Annotated in this window: 16 protein-coding genes; 4 read left to right on the top strand and 12 right to left on the bottom strand. The window is 56.5% G+C overall.

Annotated features, from left to right (window positions below; translation table 11 throughout):
- Nucleotides 1-103: 103 nt before the first annotated feature.
- Both bfr and ACXPVS_RS00665 read right to left on the bottom strand, forming a co-directional pair.
- Nucleotides 104-577, bottom strand: a complete 474-nt coding sequence (bfr, locus tag ACXPVS_RS00670) for a bacterioferritin (protein WP_056742015.1) — start codon at nt 575-577, stop codon at nt 104-106.
- A gap of 198 nt (nt 578-775) precedes the next feature.
- Entirely contained in the window at nt 776-994 is a 219-nt protein-coding gene (locus tag ACXPVS_RS00665) for a bacterioferritin-associated ferredoxin (protein ID WP_458508192.1), read from the bottom strand.
- A gap of 303 nt (nt 995-1,297) precedes the next feature.
- On the opposite strand from ACXPVS_RS00665, the gene ACXPVS_RS00660 reads away from it, so the two are divergent.
- Nucleotides 1,298-1,900 carry a peroxiredoxin C gene (locus ACXPVS_RS00660; protein ID WP_458508191.1) on the top strand — a complete coding sequence of 201 codons (603 nt, stop codon included), beginning with the start codon at nt 1,298-1,300 and terminating at the stop codon, nt 1,898-1,900.
- A 73-nt stretch (nt 1,901-1,973) separates the two neighbouring features.
- On the opposite strand, the gene rnt is transcribed toward ACXPVS_RS00660, so the two are convergent.
- Nucleotides 1,974-2,651 carry a ribonuclease T gene (gene rnt, locus ACXPVS_RS00655; protein ID WP_033057472.1) on the bottom strand — a complete coding sequence of 226 codons (678 nt, stop codon included), beginning with the start codon at nt 2,649-2,651 and terminating at the stop codon, nt 1,974-1,976.
- Nucleotides 2,648-3,694 carry a dihydroorotase gene (gene pyrC / locus ACXPVS_RS00650; RefSeq protein WP_458508190.1) on the bottom strand — a complete coding sequence of 349 codons (1,047 nt, stop codon included), beginning with the start codon at nt 3,692-3,694 and terminating at the stop codon, nt 2,648-2,650. Before pyrC ends, rnt begins: the two co-directional genes overlap by 4 nt.
- Before the next feature lie 159 nt (nt 3,695-3,853).
- Between pyrC and ACXPVS_RS00645 the strand changes: the two genes are divergently transcribed.
- Nucleotides 3,854-4,762 (top strand): flagellar protein MotY, encoded by a 909-nt coding sequence (locus tag ACXPVS_RS00645; protein WP_458508189.1) that lies wholly within the window; start codon nt 3,854-3,856, stop codon nt 4,760-4,762.
- A 129-nt stretch (nt 4,763-4,891) separates the two neighbouring features.
- Nucleotides 4,892-6,109, top strand: a complete 1,218-nt coding sequence (locus tag ACXPVS_RS00640) for an argininosuccinate synthase (RefSeq protein ID WP_007898502.1) — start codon at nt 4,892-4,894, stop codon at nt 6,107-6,109.
- 201 nt (nt 6,110-6,310) lie between these two features.
- Here the strand turns inward: ACXPVS_RS00640 and ACXPVS_RS00635 are convergent, their stop codons facing one another.
- A complete protein-coding gene (locus ACXPVS_RS00635; RefSeq protein ID WP_458508188.1) occupies nt 6,311-6,943 on the bottom strand; it encodes a hypothetical protein in 633 nt (210 codons plus the stop codon).
- A 577-nt stretch (nt 6,944-7,520) separates the two neighbouring features.
- On the opposite strand from ACXPVS_RS00635, the gene ACXPVS_RS00630 reads away from it, so the two are divergent.
- Nucleotides 7,521-8,147, top strand: a complete 627-nt coding sequence (locus tag ACXPVS_RS00630) for a response regulator transcription factor (RefSeq protein WP_149631468.1) — start codon at nt 7,521-7,523, stop codon at nt 8,145-8,147.
- A 91-nt stretch (nt 8,148-8,238) separates the two neighbouring features.
- On the opposite strand, the gene ACXPVS_RS00625 is transcribed toward ACXPVS_RS00630, so the two are convergent.
- From ACXPVS_RS00625 to ACXPVS_RS00595, 7 genes are all read right to left on the bottom strand, one after another.
- Complete coding sequence (locus ACXPVS_RS00625; RefSeq protein WP_458508187.1) at nt 8,239-8,418, bottom strand: PA3496 family putative envelope integrity protein; 180 nt, start codon at nt 8,416-8,418, stop codon at nt 8,239-8,241.
- A gap of 106 nt (nt 8,419-8,524) precedes the next feature.
- The gene (gene nth, locus ACXPVS_RS00620) at nt 8,525-9,163 is read right to left on the bottom strand and encodes an endonuclease III (protein ID WP_458508186.1); all 639 of its coding nucleotides are present in this window, start codon (nt 9,161-9,163) and stop codon (nt 8,525-8,527) included.
- A gap of 25 nt (nt 9,164-9,188) precedes the next feature.
- Nucleotides 9,189-9,776: an Rnf-Nqr domain containing protein gene (locus ACXPVS_RS00615; protein ID WP_458508185.1), complete on the bottom strand. Its 588-nt coding sequence runs from the start codon at nt 9,774-9,776 to the stop codon at nt 9,189-9,191.
- Nucleotides 9,769-10,380 carry an RnfABCDGE type electron transport complex subunit G gene (locus tag ACXPVS_RS00610; protein ID WP_458508184.1) on the bottom strand — a complete coding sequence of 204 codons (612 nt, stop codon included), beginning with the start codon at nt 10,378-10,380 and terminating at the stop codon, nt 9,769-9,771. The genes ACXPVS_RS00615 and ACXPVS_RS00610 overlap by 8 nt, the downstream gene beginning before the upstream one ends.
- Entirely contained in the window at nt 10,377-11,369 is a 993-nt protein-coding gene (locus tag ACXPVS_RS00605; RefSeq protein ID WP_458508183.1) for an RnfABCDGE type electron transport complex subunit D, read from the bottom strand. The genes ACXPVS_RS00610 and ACXPVS_RS00605 overlap by 4 nt, the downstream gene beginning before the upstream one ends.
- Complete coding sequence (gene rsxB, locus ACXPVS_RS00600) at nt 11,356-12,366, bottom strand: electron transport complex subunit RsxB (protein ID WP_458508182.1); 1,011 nt, start codon at nt 12,364-12,366, stop codon at nt 11,356-11,358. Before rsxB ends, ACXPVS_RS00605 begins: the two co-directional genes overlap by 14 nt.
- The gene (locus tag ACXPVS_RS00595; protein ID WP_458508181.1) at nt 12,363-12,932 is read right to left on the bottom strand and encodes an electron transport complex protein RnfA; all 570 of its coding nucleotides are present in this window, start codon (nt 12,930-12,932) and stop codon (nt 12,363-12,365) included. Before ACXPVS_RS00595 ends, rsxB begins: the two co-directional genes overlap by 4 nt.
- Between the last annotated feature and the right edge of the window lie 102 nt (nt 12,933-13,034).

Here is a 13,034-nt window from a genome sequence, read left to right as displayed (position 1 = left end):
CGTTCATCGCTGGCAAGCCATGCTCCTACAATGGCAATAAAAAGCCCCGCCTCTTTAACAGAGAGCGGGGCTTTTTAATGTCTAGAGTTTAGCGGGCGCTAACTTACTCTTCGCCCATCTGCGATTGCAGATAGTTCTCAAGACCGACTTTATCGATGAGGCCCAGTTGGGTTTCCAGCCAGTCGATATGTTCTTCTTCGGATTCAAGAATATCTTCAAGCAGTTCACGGCTACCAAAGTCGCCAACGGTTTCGCAATGAGCAATAGCCACTTTGAGATCCGCATGACCGGTGCGTTCGATACGCAGGTCACACTCAAGCATTTCCTTGGTGTGCTCGCCGATCTGCAGCTTGCCCAGGTCCTGGACGTTCGGCAGGCCTTCAAGGAAAAGGATGCGTTTGATCAGCTTGTCCGCGTGCTTCATCTCGTCGATGGATTCGTGGTATTCGTGCTTGCCGAGCTTGTTCAGGCCCCAATCTTCGTACATGCGTGCATGCAGGAAGTATTGATTGATCGCGACCAGTTCATTGGCAAGGATCTTGTTGAGATGCTGGATGACTGTAACGTCGCCTTTCATGATGGGGTCCTGCCCTAAGTAGCTGTCTATAAGGCAGAGTCTGAGCCGCGCAATTAAGAGTGTCAAACCTAAGTTATTGAAACTTAAGTGAAAATTAATCGGAATAGGAATGTTTGTGTTCCGCGTCTAGAGCGTAAGCGATTGATTTTCAGACATAAAAAAACCGGACATCGAGTCCGGTTCTTTGAAATACGTTAATTATGCGGCAGTAAATTCTACAGGGTAGGGAATCGCGGCCTGGGCCGATTGCAGTGTGGTCAGGGTTTCGCGGACCACTTCCTTGGCAAGGCAGGCACATTTGCCGCATTGGCTAGCAACGCCGGTGGCTTGACGGACTTCCTTATAGCTGCAGCAACCTTCATAGATCGCTTCGCGGATTTGACCGTCGGTGACGCCAGTGCAGAGGCAAACATACATAAGTGAGAACCGTCGCTGGTTGTGACTCAATTGCGATGGATCTTAATGTTAACGAGAATGATTGTCAAAGTTGTTTCTGAAAGCTTTGATCAGGGCTGACGAACGGTTTCCTCTCAGCATCGATCACGAGGAGTCCCCGTCGACTGCATTTCCCCGGACAAAAAAAACCGTTAAGGACAGGTCAAAAACGCAGTGTATGATAGCCGGTCCTTATGAAGCAGGTTCGTGTCACAGGGCTGTCGCCTGAAGGTGGCAGGCTGATGCGAGGCCAGTTCTTCACGTTATTAGACCAGGAGATATCCAATGAGCGTACTTGTAGGCAAACAAGCCCCTGACTTCACCGTACCGGCCGTACTCGGCAATGGCGAAATCGTAGACAGCTTCACCCTGTCGTCGGCCATCAAAGGCAAATACGGCCTGGTGTTCTTCTACCCACTGGACTTCACCTTCGTTTGCCCGTCCGAGCTGATCGCTCTGGACAACCGCATGTCTGACTTCAAGGCCCGCAACGTTGAAGTGGTTGCGGTGTCTATCGACTCGCATTTCACCCACAACGCATGGCGCAACACCCCGGTAAACAATGGCGGTATCGGCCAGGTCCGTTACACCATGGCTGCCGACATCAAGCAGGAAATCATGAAGGCCTACGACGTTCAGTCCGCTGACGGCGTGGCTTTCCGTGGCGCGTTCCTGATCGACGACAAAGGCGTTGTCCGCTCGCAGATCATCAACGACCTGCCGCTGGGCCGTAACATGGAAGAGCTGATCCGACTGGTCGACGCTCTGCAATTCCACGAAGAGCACGGCGAAGTTTGCCCTGCCAACTGGAAAAAAGGCGACAAAGGCATGACCGCTTCCACCGAAGGTGTTGCGGCTTACCTGACCGAGCACGCTGCGGCACTGTAAGCCCAAGCGTCAGGCATAAAAAAACCGGCCGTTGAGGCCGGTTTTTTATGGGCGGGATAAATCCAACGACGGATCAGTCGTTGAAGTCTTCCCAGCCGCCCATTTGTTTCCAGCGATTGACGATGCCGCAGAACAGCTCTGCCGTCTTCTCGGTGTCGTAGCGAGCCGAGTGGGCCTCACGACCGTCAAAGTCGATATCGGCTGCCTGACAGGCTTTGGCCAGTACGGTTTGTCCGTAAGCCAGACCGGCCAGGGTTGCAGTATCAAAGCTCGAGAACGGATGAAACGGGTTGCGCTTCATGTCCAGGCGCGCGACGGCGGCGTTGAGGAAGCCCAGATCGAAGCTGCTGTTGTGCCCGACCAGAATCGCTCGTTTGCAACCATTGGCTTTCAGGGCCTTGCGGATGCCGCGGAAGATGTCGGTAAGCGCTGCTTCTTCACTCACTGCCATGCGCAGCGGGTGATCTAGTTTGATCCCGGTAAATTCCAGAGCCGCCGCTTCGATGTTCGCGCCTTCAAAAGGCTCGACGCGAAAGAAGTAGGTGTGATCGGGGTACACAAACCCTTTTTCGTCCATGCCAATGGTGGTTGCGGCAATTTCCAGCAAGGCGTCAGTGGCAGAGTTGAAACCACCGGTTTCAACGTCGACAACAACTGGCAGGTATCCACGGAAGCGCTCAGCCATCGGGTGGCGCGAACCACCTCCGCCGCCTTGACCGTCCTGTTCGTCGTCGAAATGGTCTTCACTCACGCGTGTTCCTCCAGCAGGCGCCAGCGCAGTTTTTCACCGGCGCGCAGCGGGATTACGGTCAGCTCGCCAAATGGCAGGCTGGTTGGGGCGGTCCACTCTTCGCGGACCAGGGTGATGCGATCGGTGTTCACCGGCAGGCCGTAGAAACGCGGGCCGTTCAGGCTGGCGAAGGCTTCGAGCTTGTCCAGCGCGTTGCGCTGTTCGAAGGCTTCGGCATACATCTCGATCGCTGCATAAGCGGTGTAGCAACCGGCACAGCCGCAAGCTGCTTCTTTAGCATGCTGGGCATGGGGCGCCGAGTCGGTGCCGAGGAAGAACTTGTCGCTGCCGCTGGTGGCGGCGTCGAGCAGGGCTTCCTGATGGGTGTTGCGCTTGAGGATCGGCAGGCAATAGAAGTGCGGCCGAATCCCGCCCACCAACATGTGGTTGCGGTTGTACAGCAGGTGATGCGCGGTGATGGTTGCGCCGACGTTGGCCGGAGCCGCGTTGACGAACTGCACGGCATCGGCGGTGGTGATGTGTTCGAACACCACATTGAGCGTCGGAAAACGCTCGACCACACGACGCATGTGCTCATCGATGAAGATTTTTTCGCGGTCAAATACGTCGACATCGCCACGGGTGACTTCGCCGTGAATCAGCAAGGGCATCCCGACTTCGGCCATGGCCTCGATCGCAGGGAAGATCTTGTCAATGCTGGTGACGCCAGAGTCCGAGTTGGTGGTCGCGCCGGCCGGGTACAGCTTGGCGGCGTACACGAAACCGCTGGCCTTGGCCTCACGAATTTCTTCGGGCTGGGTACGGTCGGTGAGGTAGAGGACCATCAACGGTTCGAAACGGCTGCCGGCCGGACGTGCAGCGAGAATCCGCTGGCGATAGCTGTCGGCTTCAGCGGCGTTACGCACCGGAGGTACCAGGTTAGGCATGATGATGGCGCGACCAAAGGTGCGCGCGACATCCGCAACGGTATGGGTCAACACGGCACCATCGCGAAGATGAATGTGCCAGTCGTCGGGACGCAGCAGGGTCAGGCGGTCGGACATGAGGGGATTCCAGGCGGGTCAAACTGAGGGGAATGCTACCGGAAAAGACTCTTCCAGGCACTCGCTATCAAGTTTTGCAGGAAGCTTCCGATATCCAACAGGTATGCCGTAAACATATGTGTGTCGGTCTTTTTGTTGTAGAAGCCAGTGGAGCCTCCCGTGCGCCAGCGTTATTTAGCCTTGCTCAGCGTGTTTGCCAGCCTTCCTGCGATGGCGCTCACTTTCCAGACCCGTCTGGAGAGCATTGAGTGGACGGTCGAAGGAGACAAGTTCGAGTGCCGCCTGACTCAGCCGATCACCGATTTTGGTTCGGGCGAATTCGTGCGTCGCGCTGGTGAGCAAGCGACGTTTCGTCTGAAGGCCTATAACTCGATGATCGGCGGCGGTTCGGCCACCTTGCTGGCGGCGGCTGCACCCTGGCAGCCGGGGCGTGGCGACATCAACCTCGGTTCTGTGCGAATCGGCAGCGGCAATGTGTTGTTCAACAGTTCGCAAGTTCAAGCTGGCCGCTTGATCAGTGGCCTGATGGATGGCCGCAGCCCGGTCGTTCGACACTACTCGGGCGATGGCCGGGTGTCGGAAGTGCGTTTGTTGCCAGTCAAGTTCAGCAAGGCATTTAACGACTATCAGGGCTGCGTGGCGAAGCTGCTGCCGAAGAATTTCGAGCAGGTTAAGCAATCGCAGATCGGCTTCCCCGGCGAAGGCATCGATCTCGATGCGAAGGCCAAGGCTCAATTGCAAGTGATGCTCGAGTTCATGAAGGCCGACCCGACGGTCAACCACATCGAACTCGATGGTCACTCCGACAACAGCGGCAACCGCCTGAGCAACCGTGACCTGTCGCGGCGTCGGGCGCTGGCAGTCATGGAGTTTTTCAAAGCCAACGGCATTCAAGAATCGCAGATCACCGTGCGCTTTCACGGCGAGCGTTATCCATTGGCGCCCAATACCAATTCCGCCAACCGGGCGAAGAATCGTCGGGTCAATGTGCACCTCGCGCGCGTTGCGCCCACCGAAAAGCCGGCCCCCCAGGCCACTGCATCGGCGAGCGCCGCGTCGACCTCCTGAACCCGCTGTTATCGTCGCTCATTCGACAGAGTCTGTCGCTTCGTCGTCATAAGCTGTCGCGCCTCTGTAAATTATCCTGCATGAGCGGTAGACTTGGCGGCTTTCCGTAGAACCCCGTGGAGTGATGGCATGGCGGACGTAAACAAGGTCGTTCTGGCGTATTCCGGCGGCCTGGACACTTCGGTGATCCTCAAGTGGCTGCAGGATACTTATAACTGTGAAGTCGTGACCTTCACCGCTGACCTGGGTCAGGGCGAAGAGGTCGAACCTGCACGCGCCAAGGCACAGGCCATGGGCGTGAAAGAGATCTACATCGACGACTTGCGCGAAGAATTCGTGCGCGATTTCGTTTTCCCGATGTTCCGCGCCAACACCGTTTACGAAGGCGAGTACCTGCTGGGTACCTCCATCGCTCGTCCGTTGATCGCCAAGCGCTTGATCGAAATCGCCAACGAAACCGGCGCTGACGCCATTTCCCACGGCGCCACCGGCAAGGGCAACGACCAGGTTCGTTTCGAGCTGGGCGCCTACGCCTTGAAGCCAGGCGTGAAAGTGATTGCCCCGTGGCGCGAATGGGACCTGCTCTCCCGTGAAAAGCTGATGGATTATGCTGAAAAGCACAATATCCCGATCGAGCGTCACGGCAAGAAAAAATCCCCGTACTCGATGGATGCCAACCTGCTGCACATCTCCTATGAAGGCGGCGTGCTGGAAGACACCTGGACCGAGCACGAAGAAGACATGTGGAAATGGACCGTCTCCCCGGAGAAGGCTCCAGACAAGGCGCAGTACCTGGAACTGACCTACCGCAACGGCGATATCGTCGCACTGGACGGCGTTGAAATGACCCCGGCTACCGTGCTGGCGACCCTGAACCGTATCGGTGGCGAACACGGTATCGGCCGTCTCGACATCGTCGAGAACCGTTACGTGGGCATGAAGTCCCGTGGCTGCTATGAAACGCCAGGCGGCACCATCATGCTGCGCGCTCACCGTGCGATCGAATCGATCACGCTGGACCGCGAAGTGGCTCACCTCAAAGACGAGTTGATGCCTAAATACGCCAGCCTGATCTACACCGGTTACTGGTGGAGCCCTGAGCGTCTGATGCTGCAACAGATGATCGACGCGTCCCAGGCCCACGTGAACGGCGTTGTGCGCCTCAAGCTGTACAAGGGCAACGTGATCGTCACCGGTCGCAAGTCCGACGAATCGTTGTTCGATGCCAATATCGCGACCTTCGAAGAAGATGGCGGCGCCTACAACCAGGCCGACGCGGCGGGCTTCATCAAGCTTAACGCGTTGCGCATGCGTATTGCGGCGAACAAAGGCCGGAAGCTTTTCTGAGATCTTTGAAACCGTAGTGGAACGACCGTAGTGGAACGACTGTAGTGGAACCACGGTAGTAGAGTTGTGGCCTTGTCGGTGACAAGGCCACAATTTCTGAATAGGGGGGGGAGTTCTCCTGCCGGACATCGTGTGATTAGCGCTCTTTTTGTATCTGTAATACCTTCCTTCTGTTTCCTCTCTCTGAATGCTCTTCAAGCGTTACCTGCTGCGTGTCAGGTAAAAAGAGTGATCAAGAATCGTCAGACCGTGTGAACTCAAATTGTAAGCAATGCAAAGCGTTGGTCCGCTGCGATTCTTTGCCTGTTTTGATTGCTTGCTTGCGCTTTCCTTCAATAATGCCTCCGAATCGGTACAGGTGAGAAATATGATCACTTGCGCAGGACTTCCCTGTGGGCGCTGGTTTTTTGCAATCCAGGCACCGAATTCCATTTTCTTGTTTAGCCACCGCGCATCGACGATGTGCAGGTTTTTTAGCGGCTCGGCCAGGCAAACGTGCTGTAGAGCCGAGAGTCCCATCTGAATACCGATCCGGACGGGAGGGTCCTTCAGGTTATCGGGCCGTTGAGTGCGTTCAGCGTTGTCCATCACTTTTATAAAATGCTTCCCCTTGCCGAAATCGGAGGGCGCGTACAGTGACCGGTAGTTGAAGTTGAGTGTGACGAAGAAAAGAAAAAGCAAATAAAAAGGGAAACTGATCAGGAACCAGACATAGAACTCTCGCTCCTTATTGTCGAGAAAGGGCAGTGAGACGGCGGCCGACGTTTCAGAAATAGCGGCAAATATTGCAATAACTGTCATGGGGTTGATGATTTTCTTCTTTGATTTGGTCATGTTTTTTGCTCGCTGGAATAGTGTTTTTCTCTGTTGGTTAGTGTTTTTTGTTTTCGCGTTAATAACTAAGTGGTCGATGTTTGTATTTGTGCAGTACTCCTTCTGAGTTTTACAGTTCGAAGGTTTGATAGTAACGGTATTGAGTGTGCAGCGGGTGCCTCTGTTGTTGGGTTTTAGGTGATGAAGGATTGAGTTTATTATTTAAGTGTTGCCTGGTGTGATTTTTTATTACACCCTTGAGGTGCGGTGTTTGTGGTATGGGGTTTCGAGTGGTAAATATCAGTTACTTTTAAGGAGGGGCAATAGTCCGTATCCGTTGGGTCTCTTGCGGCGAGCCCCGCTATTTGGTTCATTGGTTGTAAACAGAAACAAAAAAACTGCGGATGACCGAAATATTTGCAGGTTGATAAAATTTTTACCCCCTCGGTATTTTGGGGAATCTTGTAAGACTATTCTTTAATGTATGTAGGGAATGTCTTTCGGTGTAGGTGGCCGAGGGGGGCGGCATGCTATGGGTGAAACGACTAGGCTATCGTGCGGGCTCTAAAAATTCGAACAGCGAAAATTGGACTTGCCCATGAATAAAGTGCTGATCGTGGATGATCACCCCGTCATTCGTCTTGCGGTACGTATGCTAATGGAGCGTCACGGCTACGAGGTTATTGCAGAGACAGATAATGGCGTGGATGCGTTGCAACTTGCCCGTGAGCATATGCCGGATATTGTCATACTGGATATTGGAATACCAAAACTTGATGGGTTGGAAGTCATTGCGCGTCTGACATCGACAGCAACGCCCATGAAAGTACTGATACTAACGTCCCAGGCGCCTGGGCATTTCTCGATGCGTTGCATGCAATCGGGTGCTGCAGGGTATGTCTGTAAGCAACAGGATCTCACTGAGTTGCTCAGTGCAATAAAGGCAGTATTGTCAGGCTACAGTTACTTTCCGAATCAAGCCTTGCATACCGTACGTTCCAGTTTGGGGAACGCCAGTGAAGCCGATATGGTGGATCGTTTGTCGGGACGGGAAATGATGGTCTTGCAACAATTGGCCCGAGGCAAGACCAACAAGGAGATCGCCGATGGAATGTTTCTCAGCAATAAAACTGTCAGTACTTACAAGACTCGTCTGTTGTTGAAGCTCAATGCTCGCTCCTTGGTCGACCTGATCGAATTGGCTCAACGCAATGGTCTGGTGTGACTGTCTCAGCGTTTGACCAGGCGCGATGAGCGGGGGTGTATCAGGGGACGGCACTTAGTAAAAAGCCTCCGTTTCGGGAGGCTTTTAGGTGTCATAGGTCAAAATCGTAATCGGCCAATCGCTTTTGCAGTCGGCGCTCCTCCAGCAGATTGTCGATGGTACGGCGTTTGCCAAGGTTGGTCTTCGCCACTTCAACCACCGGTTCAGCATCCTCTGCCTCAACAGGGGTGAAGTCGTCTTCTACGTCCAATTGCTCTTTGCCAGTGCTCATAGTGTTACTCCAGGCTAAGACTGCCTTTGGCGCCCCTTATATCGATAATCTCTCGGCGGGTAAAAAAGATTTTTTCAATCGATAAATCGAAAAACCTAATAGTGCCTCAATCGTCCGAGGTCTTTTGCTTGTATTCGCACAAGTCTTCGATCCGGCAACTGCCGCAGCGAGGCTTGCGGGCCAGGCAAACGTAACGTCCGTGGAGGATCAGCCAGTGATGGGAATCGAGCAGGTATTCCTTCGGCACGAACTTCATCAGTTTTTGCTCAACCTCGACCACATTTTTGCCTGGAGCAATGCCGGTACGATTGCTGACCCGGAAAATATGCGTGTCCACGGCCATGGTCAGCTGACGGAATGCGGTGTTGAGCACCACGTTGGCGGTTTTGCGGCCGACGCCGGGTAACGCTTCCAGTTCTTCACGGGTTTGCGGCACTTCACCGGCATGACGCTCCATCAGCAAGCGACACGTCTCGATCACGTTTTTGGCTTTGCTGTTGAACAAGCCGATGGTCTTGATGTATTCCGATAAACCTTCGACACCCAGGGAATAAATCGCCGCCGGTGTATTGGCCACCGGGTAGAGCTTCGCGGTGGCTTTGTTGACGCCGACATCGGTCGACTGCGCCGAGAGAATCACGGAGATCAGCAGTTCGAACGGTGAGGCGTAGGCCAGTTCGGTCTTCGGTTCCGGGTTGTCTTCGTGAAATCGGCGAAAAATTTCCAGACGTTTTGCGGCATTCATGGGCAGTGCGTTTCCTCGAAGGCGGTCAGTGAGAGGGCGTCGAGCGGGTCCAGGCCTGACGTGCGGCGATCAGCAGTCCCAGCAGAATGAATCCGCCAGGGGCCAGAGTGGCCAGGTGCAAACCACCGTCGGCGGTCAGTACCCAGCCTTGCCAGTCCGCTTGCGCAGTACCTGCCAGCCATGGCAGGTGGCTGCCGAATGTTCCGTTGCCGATGAACTCGCGTAGCACGCCAAGGCCTGCCATCAACGCGCCGAACAGGCCACACAGGCGCAGGCGATCACGCCAGGCGCTTTGGAGAAAACCGGTGTGTTCCAGCACAACACATTGCAAGGCAATCAAGCCTGCATAGACCCCAACATGTTGGTGCCATTGCAGCGCCCAGACTTGCGCGGCGAGTTCGGTGCAACTGGTCAGTGTGGCCGCCAGCAGAACGCTGGCAAGCAAACGTGTCGCCGGGACAAGTCGCGATCGCAAGGCGCCCATGCTCACGCCAAAGGCACTGATCACCACGATGAACATCAGCCACAAGCCCAGAGCGGACACCCCTGAATCTGTGGCGCCGATCAGCGGCGCAAGCATCAGTGAATTCTGCAGCGTCGATGACTTATTCATGAGCGCTGCTCCCGATCAACTGTTGCTGATGATCGTCGAAATAGCGCAAAGCGTCATGGATGGCGTTGATGACCGCTCTCGACGTAATGGTCGCCCCCGTCATTTGATCGAATTGCCCCTGATCTTTTTTCAAGGCCCAGCCACTGTCGGCGGGTTCGGTTCGGGACTTTCCGGAAAAAGCCTGAAGCCAGGCATTGGGCCAGTCGGCGAGTCGACCGCCCAGCCCCGGAGTTTCCGATTGCTTGAGCGTTTTGACGCCCAGCACCTTGCCGTTTGCACCGATGGCGATCAGCAATTCAATGGAACCCTCGTAGCCCAGGGTCTGGCTGCGCAGCAACACGGTGCTGGGTTGGCCAGCCTTGGTCGCCAGGTAGCCACCTAGCAGCGTGCTATTGGCCAGCCCAGTCTTTTCGAGGGCGAGTGGCTGTTCCAGCGGCTGATTGTCGTAGCGTTCAGCGGGGAGCAGGTCCAGCAGGTTTCGACTGTCGATCAGGCGCTGTTCGGCCGCAATGCGCGGCGCGCTGGTGTGCTGCGCAAGGTAAGTCGCACCCATCCCCAGGGCTGCCATCAACACCAGGATCACAGCGCTCGACGCCCGGCTCATGGCGCACCCGGTTCCAGTCTGGAGGCGGCAAACCGCTCCAGCGCCGGCACACAGAGGTTCATCAACAGCACGGCAAAAGCGACGCCGTCCGGATAACCACCCCAGGTACGAATCAGGTACGTCAGCAGCCCGACGCCCGCGCCGAACAGGAGTCGCGCACCGGGGCTTTTTGCGCCCGACACCGGCTCCGTGACGATGAAGAATGCACCCAGCATGCTCGCACCAGTGAACAGATGAAATAGCGGTGAACCATGGGAGTCGGAGCCCGAGCCGTTCCAGCACAGCAGGCTAATGATGAACAGGCAGGCCAGCATGCCGACCGGCGCATGCCAGCTAAACACCCGTCGTTGCAGCAGAAACGCGCCACCCGCCAGAAACGCCAGATTGACCCACTCCATGCCTCGGCCACCGAAATGACCGAACGCCGGGTTAGCGGCAAACAGTTCGTCCATGGTCAGGCTTTTGTTGATCCGCAGGCTGTCCAGCGCCGTGGCCTGGACCCAGGCATCGGGTGGCTGACCGAGGCTGAACCCGAACACCTGCTGCAAGCCTCCGATCAGGTCCAGTCCATGGGATGACGGCCAGTGGGTCATCTGTTGGGGAAAGGTCACCAGCACCAGGGCGAAGCCCAGCATTGCCGGGTTGAACGGGTTCTTGCCAACGCCGCCATACAGGTGTTTGCCGAACACCATCGCGAACGCCGCGGCACAGACCGTCAGCCACCATGGGCAATAAGGCGGCAAAGTCAGAGTCAACAGCGTCGCGCTGACCAGCGCACTGCCGTCGCTCAAGGTCGGCTTGAGCGCTCGCTTGCGCAGGCGCAACACGGCCGCTTCAACGGCCAGTGCGGTAACACCCGTCAGAATCAGGTTGATCAACACGCCCCAGCCATACAGCCAGAAAAACACCAGCATTCCCGGCACGGTGGCCAGCAATACCAGCTTCATGGCCTGCTGAAGGCGCTCGTCGACCGATTCAAGGGGTGGCATAGGCCTCCACCTGACACTCGGCTTCATTCATCGCGAGCTCCAAGGCTTCGATTTGCTCAGGCGGCGCGTCGCTGGTGTGGGCTTTCTTGAGTTCGGCGCGGCGCATGGCCAACTGGATTTTTGCTCGATTGAGCGGCGCATTGTTCGCTGGAACGACAGGGGGCGCGGCTGGCGGAGCAGTACTTTCCAGTTTCGCCAACGTCTGTTCGGCAGCCTCGAATTGCTGCTGCAGGAGGATCAGTTGCGACTGCTGTTCGAAGGTCGGCGGATGCCCGAACGCCTTGAGTGACTTGTTCAGTTGCGCCCGACTCATCGCCAGATCGATCCTGGCCTTTTTCAACGCCGCATCCGCATTTGCTGCCTTCTGTGCGCGGATTCGCTCAAGAGCGGCCTGAACCGGGTCAAGTGTCGCTACCTCACAGTGCTGGACGGCGCGCTGGGCTCGGGCCTGACGTTCGGCGATTTTGTGTTCTTCTTCGCGACGAAGGCGAGCATTGCGCTGCTCAAAACGGCGCCGCGCGTGATTGCGCTTGGTCGCCCGGGCACGTTGTTCCTCAAGGCTGAACGCCAGACCGCCGACAATCGGCAGCGCCGTGGCCAGCGGCAACGGCCGCATCTCGATGCAATCCACCGGGCAGGGCGCTACGCACAGGTCGCAACCGGTGCATTCATCGATGATCACCGTGTGCATCAATTTCGCCGCGCCGACAATGGCATCCACCGGGCAGGCCTGGATGCACTTGGTGCAACCAATACACTCGGCTTCACGAATATAGGCGATCTGCGCCGGGGCCGAACCGCGACTGACGTCGAGTTCCAGCACCGGCACTTTCAACAGATCGGCCAGGGCGGCGATGGTTTCGCTGCCGCCCGGCGGGCACTTGTTGATCGGTTCGCCGCTGGCAATGCCTTCGGCGTACGGTTTGCATCCGGGATGGCCGCACTTGCCGCATTGGGTCTGCGGCAACAGGGCGTCGATGCATTGAATCAGACTCATGTTTTGATCAGTCCGCTGAATCCGAGAAAGGCCACTGCAATCAGTCCGGCGCCGATCAGGTCGATCGGCAGGCCGCGAAAGGGCAGGGGGGTATCATTTTCGATTGTGCGTTGGCGTAAGTCGCTGAACAGGCTCAGTACCAGCCAGAAGCCCAGGCCGGCACCCAGGCTCAGGGCCATGGCGTGGAAGAAGCCTTTGTCGTCCTGAGCGTTGAGCAGCGTCAAGCCGAGTACGCCGGCGTTGCCCAGCAGCAGGGGCCAGAGGCCATCGAACGCAAGCTTTGGAAGCCACCGGGGAAGCACTTTCAGCAGCGGGCCAATCAGCAAAACGCTTAATGGCAGGAAGACGAAAAGGCGCAGCGACGTCAGTTCAAGCGGGACCAGCAGCCAACGGTAGGCCGAGTAGCCCGCCGTGCCGGCAATCAACATCAAGCACGCCGTCGCAAGGCCCAGCGCGTGGACTTGCCGATGCTCGTTGCCCAGCAGCGGATCGACGCCCAGCGGCCAGTGCAACACGAGGTTGTTGATCAGGGCAGTACTGATAAGCGTAAGAACAATTTCGGTCATGATCGTGCCGGCAAGAACGGGGCTTTTTAACGGAGCGGTCTAAAAAGCTTAGGCATTATCCGGCAAGGACGGAGGGTGGGCCAGATATGAAAATCCCACAGT

The sequence above is a fragment of the Pseudomonas sp. Ma2-10 genome, from assembly GCF_054330215.1.
The sequence above is the reverse complement of the archived record's forward strand: the minus strand, read 5'-3'. Positions and strand labels throughout refer to the sequence as shown.

Coding starts and splice junctions, on each gene's coding strand:
- bfr (WP_056742015.1), bottom strand. CDS start 577: ATGAAAGGCGACGTTACAGTCATCCAGCATCTCAACAAGATCCTTGCC.
- ACXPVS_RS00665 (WP_458508192.1), bottom strand. CDS start 994: ATGTATGTTTGCCTCTGCACTGGCGTCACCGACGGTCAAATCCGCGAA.
- ACXPVS_RS00660 (WP_458508191.1), top strand. CDS start 1,298: ATGAGCGTACTTGTAGGCAAACAAGCCCCTGACTTCACCGTACCGGCC.
- pyrC (WP_458508190.1), bottom strand. CDS start 3,694: ATGTCCGACCGCCTGACCCTGCTGCGTCCCGACGACTGGCACATTCAT.
- ACXPVS_RS00640 (WP_007898502.1), top strand. CDS start 4,892: ATGGCGGACGTAAACAAGGTCGTTCTGGCGTATTCCGGCGGCCTGGAC.
- ACXPVS_RS00635 (WP_458508188.1), bottom strand. CDS start 6,943: ATGACCAAATCAAAGAAGAAAATCATCAACCCCATGACAGTTATTGCA.
- ACXPVS_RS00630 (WP_149631468.1), top strand. CDS start 7,521: ATGAATAAAGTGCTGATCGTGGATGATCACCCCGTCATTCGTCTTGCG.
- ACXPVS_RS00625 (WP_458508187.1), bottom strand. CDS start 8,418: ATGAGCACTGGCAAAGAGCAATTGGACGTAGAAGACGACTTCACCCCT.
- nth (WP_458508186.1), bottom strand. CDS start 9,163: ATGAATGCCGCAAAACGTCTGGAAATTTTTCGCCGATTTCACGAAGAC.
- ACXPVS_RS00615 (WP_458508185.1), bottom strand. CDS start 9,776: ATGAATAAGTCATCGACGCTGCAGAATTCACTGATGCTTGCGCCGCTG.
- ACXPVS_RS00610 (WP_458508184.1), bottom strand. CDS start 10,380: ATGAGCCGGGCGTCGAGCGCTGTGATCCTGGTGTTGATGGCAGCCCTG.
- ACXPVS_RS00605 (WP_458508183.1), bottom strand. CDS start 11,369: ATGCCACCCCTTGAATCGGTCGACGAGCGCCTTCAGCAGGCCATGAAG.
- rsxB (WP_458508182.1), bottom strand. CDS start 12,366: ATGAGTCTGATTCAATGCATCGACGCCCTGTTGCCGCAGACCCAATGC.
- ACXPVS_RS00595 (WP_458508181.1), bottom strand. CDS start 12,932: ATGACCGAAATTGTTCTTACGCTTATCAGTACTGCCCTGATCAACAAC.